Source organism: Streptomyces purpurogeneiscleroticus (genome assembly GCF_020024005.1).
GTDB lineage: Bacteria > Actinomycetota > Actinomycetes > Streptomycetales > Streptomycetaceae > Streptomyces > Streptomyces purpurogeneiscleroticus.
The window spans coordinates 1-3,121 of record NZ_NHSG01000250.1 but is presented as its reverse complement, the minus strand read 5'-3'; the positions used below and the strand labels follow the sequence as shown (position 1 = coordinate 3,121).

The window sequence follows — 3,121 nt, the reverse complement described above, 5'->3', positions numbered from 1 at the left end:
TGTTCAGGAAGTGTCGCCCGGGGCAGGTGTGACCCGGGCGACACTTCCTGAACACTCCTGCGGGCCGTCCGGGCGGCAGGAAGGGACAGGTCGACAACCGACCGTATGACTTTGGCTGCCCCGGTGACAATCTGCTGTGGCTCGGATCACCACGAACCAGGACGATTCGCTCGGAACCAAATGCAGCCCTTTTCCGTCTTGCGTAGGTTGCCCACAAGCATGATCACAGGGGCCGCGGGCGTACGCGCCGCCTGTCCGGCAGACGATATGCACAGGCGCCCGATGGTCCGTCTGCCGTAGATTTCCCCCGTACGGGCGTTCATGTCGGTACGCCGTACGGCATCACTGTCCGTAGGCCGTACGGCAGCATCCACTGGGCCATACGGCGACGGGCGTGGCGGGCAGGGCGACGGGCACGGCGGCGCGCGGCGAGCATGGCGGCGCACGGTGAGCGCGGCGGGCACGCCGGGCACGGTCGGTACGGCGACCATGGGCGAACCACGGGCGAGCAGCGAGTACAGGGGTAATGGTGACAAGCGCAGGGCAGGCGGCAGACGGGCGACGGGACGCGGCGGACGCCCGCCCGGACGTGACTGGCGTGACGGACGTGACCGACGTGACGGACGGCCGACCGGCTGTGACCGGCGCGCGGCAGGGCGTGGCGGGCCCGCAGCCGGACGCGTCGGACGCCCGCCCGGGTGCGACGACCGCGTCGGACGCCCGCAAGGACGTCACGGACGCCCGGCGGATCGTGGTGAAGGTCGGCTCGTCCTCGCTGACCACCGCGGCCGGCGGACTCGACGCCGACCGCGTGGACGCCCTCGTCGACGTCCTCGCCAAGCACCAGGACAAGGAGATCGTGCTGGTCTCCTCCGGCGCCATCGCCGCCGGCCTCGCCCCCCTCGGCCTGGAGAAGCGCCCCCGCGACCTGGCCCGCCAGCAGGCGGCCGCCAGCGTCGGCCAGGGCCTCCTCGTCGCCCGCTACACCGCCTCCTTCGCGCGCTACGGCCGCCGCGTCGGCCAGGTCCTCCTCACCTCCGACGACACCAGCCGCCGCACCCACTACCGCAACGCCTACCGCACCCTCGACCAGCTGCTCGCCATGGGCGCCGTACCGATCGTCAACGAGAACGACACGGTCGCCACCGACGAGATCCGCTTCGGCGACAACGACCGGCTGGCGGCGCTCGTCGCCCACCTGGTCCGCGCCGACCTGCTGATACTGCTGTCGGACGTGGACGGCCTGTACGACGGCGACCCGTCCCTGCCCGGTACGTCGCGGATAGCGGAGGTCAGCGGGCCCGCCGACCTCGAGGGCATCTCCATCGGCAGCGCGGGCAAGGCCGGCGTCGGCACCGGCGGCATGGTCACCAAGGTCGAGGCCGCCCGCATCGCCGCGGCCGCCGGCGTACCGGTCGTCCTCACCTCCGCCGTACACGCCTCCGAAGCCCTCGCCGGCGGCCCCACCGGTACCCACTTCCTCCGCACCGGACGGCGCTCCGCAGACCGGCTCCTCTGGCTCGCGCACGCCTCCACCCCGCGCGGCGCGCTCGTCCTCGACGACGGTGCCGTCGAAGCCATCGTCGAACGGCACTCCTCCCTCCTCCCGGCCGGCATCGCCGCGGTCGAGGGCAGCTTCAGCGCGGGCGAACCGGTCGAGCTGCGCAACACCGCCGGCGACCCCGTCGCCCGCGGCCTCGTCAACTTCGACGCCCGCGAAATCCCCCGCCTGATCGGCCGCTCCACCTACGACCTCGCCCGCGAACTGGGCCCGGCGTACGAACGCGAAGTGGTGCACCGGGACGACCTGGTGGTCCTGGGACGCTGAACCTGTGGCCGTAGCCGTAGGCGTAGGCGTGGGCGTGGCTGCGGCCGTGGCTGTGGCCCGTCACCGACGGCCTTCGCCGGTGGCCTCCGCCGATGGCGGGGGCGGTTCCAGGGGGCGGGGCGCTGGAGGCTTGGTGCGACGGAGAGCGGGAACTCGTGCGGCGGATCGTGGCGGGCCGTAACGGGTCCACACGGGGTCCATACGTGTTCTGTACGCGATCCGTATGCGAACTGTGCGGGACCCGTACGGGATCTGTACGGGACCCGACAGCACGGCCGAAAGACCAGCCTTTCAACGGAGACCTTCTCGAAAACGCCCCCGCGAAGGCCCGCGGGCTGGTCAACTTTGTTGCAGGGGCGCTGTAGGGGAGCGGCGTTCCCGGCGCAGTACGAGCGCGCTACGCCGATGTGAGACAGCACCGATCGGCTCCGCCACGCGCGAGCGGAGCGATACGCATAACAGGAGGCCGCCGGTGAGACGAGGGCGCCGAGGGGCGCTGCCCCGAGGGACGGCGGAGCGGACGCTGACCAGCGTGGGGACCAGCATCCAGACCGGTGAGGAGACCGCCGGACCGGAGCACGACGAACGGGCACAGCCGGGCGGCCGGACACAGCCGGGCGAATGTGCGCAGCCGGGCGGCGGGATCAAAGAGGCACCGCTTCCGCGCGAGCGGGAGGTGTCCCGGCTCTGGCACGTGACCCTCAGCGTCTCCGGCAAGGAGGCGCCGCTGAAGGAGGTCCGGCGGGCCCTGGAACAGCTGGCCCACGACCACCCCTTTCTGCTGACCAGCAGGTACGCCAACGACCACGCGGAGATCCGCTACTGGGAGGAGGCCAGGGACCTGCACGACGCGGCGGCGGTGGCCCTGCGCCTGTGGGGCGAACACCGCTCCTCGGCGAAGCTGCCTCCCTGGGAGATCGTCGGCCTGGAAGTCATCGACCGCGAGACCTACCACCAACGCATCGCCGAGGGCTACGGCCCACCCCCGGCGTCCCCGGTCGGCGTCCACCCGTACTGACCGCCCGACCGCGAAACTCATCACATCAGGCGACAAAAACGAGAAACGAACTACTCTCAGTAATCGTTGCCGAAACAAGGAAGAAGGAGGCAGCGAAGCCCCCGGCCCCGAGAGAACCCGGGGATGCGGGAGACCCTGAGGGAACCCGGGGATGCGACCGGTCCCGAGGAGTCCGGGGATGTGACCGGTCCCGAGGGAACCCGGGAATCCGGGGATGCGGGAGACGCGAGGGATTCCGCCCACCTTCGCCGACGGGCGCCCGCCCCACCCCTGGC

2 protein-coding genes are annotated in these 3,121 nt (G+C 71.6%); both read left to right on the top strand.

Going from position 1 to position 3,121, the window contains the following annotated elements:
• Positions 1 to 751 precede the first annotated feature (751 nt).
• The gene (gene proB / locus CCS38_RS16125) at positions 752 to 1,828 is read left to right on the top strand and encodes a glutamate 5-kinase (protein WP_223733970.1); all 1,077 of its coding nucleotides are present in this window, start codon (positions 752 to 754) and stop codon (positions 1,826 to 1,828) included.
• Positions 1,829 to 2,300: 472 nt separating this feature from the next.
• On the top strand, positions 2,301 to 2,846 hold the full coding sequence (locus CCS38_RS16120; RefSeq protein WP_223733969.1) for a DUF8830 family protein: 546 nt from the start codon (positions 2,301 to 2,303) through the stop codon (positions 2,844 to 2,846).
• The last annotated feature ends 275 nt before the right edge of the window (positions 2,847 to 3,121 follow it).